The sequence below is a fragment of the Actinomadura sp. 1N219 genome, from assembly GCF_044326405.1.
GTDB lineage: Bacteria > Actinomycetota > Actinomycetes > Streptosporangiales > Streptosporangiaceae > Spirillospora.
In genome coordinates, this window is record NZ_JBIRAY010000009.1 from 1 (window position 1) to 4,273 (window position 4,273).

General features: G+C 73.1%; 4 protein-coding genes. 2 read left to right on the plus strand and 2 right to left on the minus strand.

All coding sequences use genetic code 11. From position 1 onward, the window contains the following. Positions 1-9: 9 nt before the first annotated feature. Positions 10-678 carry an enoyl-CoA-hydratase DpgB gene (gene dpgB / locus ACH35V_RS25710; protein WP_395975738.1) on the minus strand — a complete coding sequence of 223 codons (669 nt, stop codon included), beginning with the start codon at positions 676-678 and terminating at the stop codon, positions 10-12. Next, complete coding sequence (gene dpgA, locus ACH35V_RS25715) at positions 675-1,835, minus strand: 3,5-dihydroxyphenylacetyl-CoA synthase DpgA (RefSeq protein ID WP_395975740.1); 1,161 nt, start codon at positions 1,833-1,835, stop codon at positions 675-677. The genes dpgB and dpgA overlap by 4 nt, the downstream gene beginning before the upstream one ends. A gap of 417 nt (positions 1,836-2,252) precedes the next feature. On the opposite strand from dpgA, the gene ACH35V_RS25720 reads away from it, so the two are divergent. Both ACH35V_RS25720 and ACH35V_RS25725 read left to right on the plus strand, forming a co-directional pair. After that, a complete protein-coding gene (locus tag ACH35V_RS25720; protein ID WP_395975742.1) occupies positions 2,253-2,906 on the plus strand; it encodes a response regulator transcription factor in 654 nt (217 codons plus the stop codon). 23 nt (positions 2,907-2,929) lie between these two features. Beyond that, a complete protein-coding gene (locus ACH35V_RS25725) occupies positions 2,930-4,234 on the plus strand; it encodes a sensor histidine kinase (RefSeq protein WP_395975744.1) in 1,305 nt (434 codons plus the stop codon). The last annotated feature ends 39 nt before the right edge of the window (positions 4,235-4,273 follow it).

Genomic DNA, 4,273 nt, shown 5'->3' on the forward strand with positions numbered 1-4,273 from the left:
GTGGGGCCGTCATGATGCGGTCCGGCGCAGGGCGCGGTCGCAGGCTGCCAGGTGGGCGCCCAGGGCCTCGTCGAAGGGGGTGGTGGCCGCGTCCGACAGGAGTCTCCGCCGGACCGCCAGCTCCCCGCCCGCGACGCCGCGGGACGCCGCCGCCAGTTCGGCCAGCGCGCCCTCCGGGTCGGCGGACAGCTCGTCCACCAGCGCCATCGCGTGCGCGTCGGCCGCCTCGATCGGGACGCCGAGCAGGACCGCGCGGCGGATCCGGGCCGCGCCGGCGTCCCGGGTCAGCCGGTGCAGCGCCATGCCCGGCCAGGTGGCGCCGCCGACCGGCGCGAACAGCAGCCGCGTTCCCGGCGCGGCGATGCGGACGTCGGTGGCGAGCAGCGCGTCCAGGGCCGTGCCGCCGCAGTCTCCGGACGCGACGCCGGCGGTCACGTGGCCGAGCCGTTCCAGCCGGCGGAGCGCGTGTTCCCACTTGTTCACCAGGCCGACGGTCAGGCCGTCCGGCCAGGCCGGGCCCGGGGCGCCGGAGACGTGGACGGCCACGAGACCTTCGCCCGTGTCGTCCTCGGCCCTGTCGCAGAGGGCGGTGACGGCGGCGACCGCCTCCGCGGAGATGGGCTCCGACCCGTCGATCCGCAGGACGAGCCCGTCGGCGCCGTGCGCGGCCGCGGTCACCACTGGACCAGCGCCGTCTCTAAGGTGGAGCCCGGGCCCATGGTCATCAGGACGCCGTACTCGCCGGGGCGGGCGACCCCCTCGTCCGCGAGCCGCTCGTAGGAGAACAGGAACGAGCCACTCGACACGTTCCCGTGGTCGCGCAGCACCCCCGTCGTATGCCGGACGTCGTGCCTGCTCAACCCGAGATTGATCATCACGGCGTCGATCACCTTCTTGCCGCCGGAGTGCACCAGCCAGTGGGCGATGTCGCCGCGGCGCAGGCCCGTGCCCGCGAGCAGCCGATCGACGACGGTCTCGGCGTGCGCGCCGACCACGTACGGGATCTCGGGGTCGAGGAAGAAGCTGAACCGGCCGAGGTCGCCGTCCCAGTCGTAGCGCATCGCGTCGAACGCGTCGGTGACGATGAGACCGGCGAACTTGAGGATGCGCGGGCCGCGCGGCTGCTCCGGGCCTGCGGACTCGTCCTCGCCGGACCGCAGGGCGAGCGCGGCGGCGCCGTCCCCGAAGAGGCTGTTGACGACCGCCGTGCGCATCGTCCCGTCGAGCGCGTACGCGGCGGAGCACGCCTCGGTGCACAGCACGACGGCGAGCTCGCCGGGGTGCGCCGCGGACCATCCGGCCACGACATTCAGCGCGTTCAGGCCGGCGTTGCAGCCCATGCCGACGATGTCGGCGCGGCCGCAGTGCGGGTCGATGCCCAGCTCGCGGATGAGCCGCGCGCTGATGCCCGGGGTGAGGTACCCGGTCGAGGTCACGCAGCACAGGTGCCGGAGGTCGGAGAGGGACGCCCCGCAGCTCTTCAGGCAGGCCTCGAGGGCCTGCGCGCCCATCTCCACGGCGAGCGCGGCGTGCTTGTCCAGCAGGTCGCCCTGCGACTCGGGCATCCGGTTCCCGTGCTCGTCCGGCGGGGGGAGGGTGAGGTGGCGGCGCTCGATCGCGCTGTTGAGGAAGACGGACCGGACCCTGGGGTCCGCGATGTCGAGGACGTCGAGGAGTTCGGGCTGCGAGATGGGGTCGCCGGCGACGGCGGTGCCGACCCCCACGATGCGCGAGAGCGCGGGCAGCGGGACGGGGCGCGGGACGGTCAGGTCCGGGGACGCGGCCTGGGCCGGGGGCGCGGCCAGGGTTCGGGGGGCGGCCAGGGCGGCGGTCATCGGTACATCCACCCCCAGGTCCGGAGTTTGCTCCTGAGCAGCGGCCTGATCTGGTCCTCGGTCACTTTCCTCACCTTCCCGGACGTGTCGTCCATTCCGTCGAGCGCGATAATCGCAATTCATTTCCGGCGGGGCAGGCGACAAGGCGCGCCGCACTAGGCACGGCCGCGGCTTATGGTGCAATTCAGAGTACGGCACCAAGACCCGGCCGCCCATAGTTCGGAAGGTCGGCTAACTGTTCGATCGTTTGCCGCGTTCAACTGCGACAGCAGGACGGTTGAACGTCCGGCGGAAACCCGTTCCACGCGCCCGCGGCGGCGGCCTAGCCGAGCCGGATGACCGAATCCGGCCGGAGTTTGCCCGAAATGCCCGCGCGTGTTAACCGCCTCCTTATCGGAGACGTGCGCCAATGGAAGCATGCGGATACTCGTGGCGGAAGATGAACGCGTCCTCGCCGATCTGGTGGCCGAGGGACTGCGCGAGCAGGCGATGGCGGTCGACGTCGCCTACGACGGCGCCGCCGCGCTGGAACGCCTCGCGGTCAACGACTACGACGTCCTCGTCCTGGACCGCGACCTGCCCCGCGTCCACGGCGACGAGATCTGCCGCGAGCTCGCCCAGAGCGGGGAGCAGGTGCGCATCCTGATGCTGACCGCGTCCGGGACGGTGCACGAGCGCGTCACCGGGCTGAACCTCGGCGCCGACGACTACCTCGCCAAGCCCTTCGCGTTCGACGAGCTGGTCGCGCGGATCCAGGCGCTCGGCCGCCGCGCCGCGCCGCCCCTGCCGCCCGTGCTGGAGCACGCCGGCATCACCCTGGACACCGCGCGCCGCCAGGTCTTCCGCGACGGCCGGTACCTGCCGCTGTCGCCCAAGGAGTTCGCGGTGCTGGAGGTGCTGATGCGGGCGCGCGGCACGCTCGTCAGCACCGAGGAGCTGCTGGAGCGGGCCTGGGACGAGCACACCGACCCGTTCACCACCGTCGTCAAGGTGACGATGAGCAAGCTCAGGTCGAAGCTCGGCGACCCGCCCGTGATCGTCACCGTCCCGGGAAGCGGGTACCGGCTGTGAGCCGGGCGGGAAAGGGGAAGGAGGTGGGGACGGGGGGTGCGCGGCGCGTCCCGCGGCTGTTCGGCGGCTCGATCCGGGCCCGGATGACGCTGCTCTACGGCGGTGTCTTCACCGCGATCGCGCTGGGGGTGCTGCTGGGCGCGCAGCAGCTCCAGCAGAACATCGTCGGCGACAAGGTGGGCAACTTCGCGACCGGCCCCGTCGACGTGGGCGCGCCCTGCGACTCGGGCGGCGGCGTGCCCTGCGGGCCTTCCCCGTCCGCAGCCGCCCCGTCCGCAGCCGCTCCGTCCGGTGCGGCGCCGTCCGGAGCCGCGCCGTCCAGTGCGCCGCTGCCGGCGGTGCCGTCCGGCGCGGCGCAGCCCCAGACGAAGATCCTCGCCGACGACGACCAGATCACCGAGCTGGAGCGCGACCTGGTCGGGACGCAGCGGATCATCACGCTGGCCGCGCTCGCGGTGATCGTGGTGCTCGCGTTCGCGGTGTGCTGGTGGCTCACCGGCCGGCTGCTGCGCCCCCTGCACCGCGTCACCGCCACCGCGCGCCGGCTGTCGCTGTCCACCCTGCACGAGCGGATCGCGCTGACCGGGCCGCGGGACGAGCTGAAGGACCTCGCCGACACCTTCGACGCCATGCTCGACCGGCTGGAGCACGCGGTGGCGAGCCAGCGCCGGTTCGTCGCCAACGCCTCCCACGAGCTGCGCACCCCGCTCGCCATCCAGCGGACCGCGATCGAGATCGGCCTGTCCGACCCGTCCCCCGCCCGGGTGACCAGGACCCGCACCGAGCTGCTGCGCGCCACCGAACGGTCCGAACGGCTCATCGAGGGGCTGCTCGTCCTCGCGCAGGGCGAGCAGGAGCTCACCGACCGGTCGCCGGTCGACCTCGCCGCCGTCGTCGACCAGGTCGTCGGGGAGCACCTGCCGTTCGCCGCGCCCCGCGACATCACCCTCACCGCCGCGACCAGCCCCGTCACCGTCGCCGGCGACGAGGTGCTGCTCAACCGGCTGGTCGCCAACCTCGTCCAGAACGCGATCCGGCACAACCACCGCGGCGGACACGTCGAGGTCGAGCTGTCCGCGGACGGCACGCTGGTCGTCCGCAACTCCGGGCCGCACGTCCCGCCCGAGAAGGTCGACGAGCTGTTCGAGCCGTTCCGGAGACTCCACGCCGACCGGACCGGGTCGGACGAGGGCGCAGGACTCGGGCTGTCCATCGTCGCCGCCATCACCAACGCCCACGGCGGCGCCGTCCGGGCCACGGCCGGCCCCGAGGGCGGGCTCTCCGTCACCGTCGATCTTCCCGCCCTCAGCCCCGCCGTTCCCGTCTGAACACTCGATTCGTCGTCGCTTTCATTCCGTTCATTCCGT

Bases quoted from the DNA above. Each gene is read 5' to 3' on its own strand.
- ACH35V_RS25720 (WP_395975742.1), top strand. From the start codon at position 2,253: ATGCGGATACTCGTGGCGGAAGATGAACGCGTCCTCGCCGATCTGGTG.
- dpgA (WP_395975740.1), bottom strand. From the start codon at position 1,835: ATGACCGCCGCCCTGGCCGCCCCCCGAACCCTGGCCGCGCCCCCGGCC.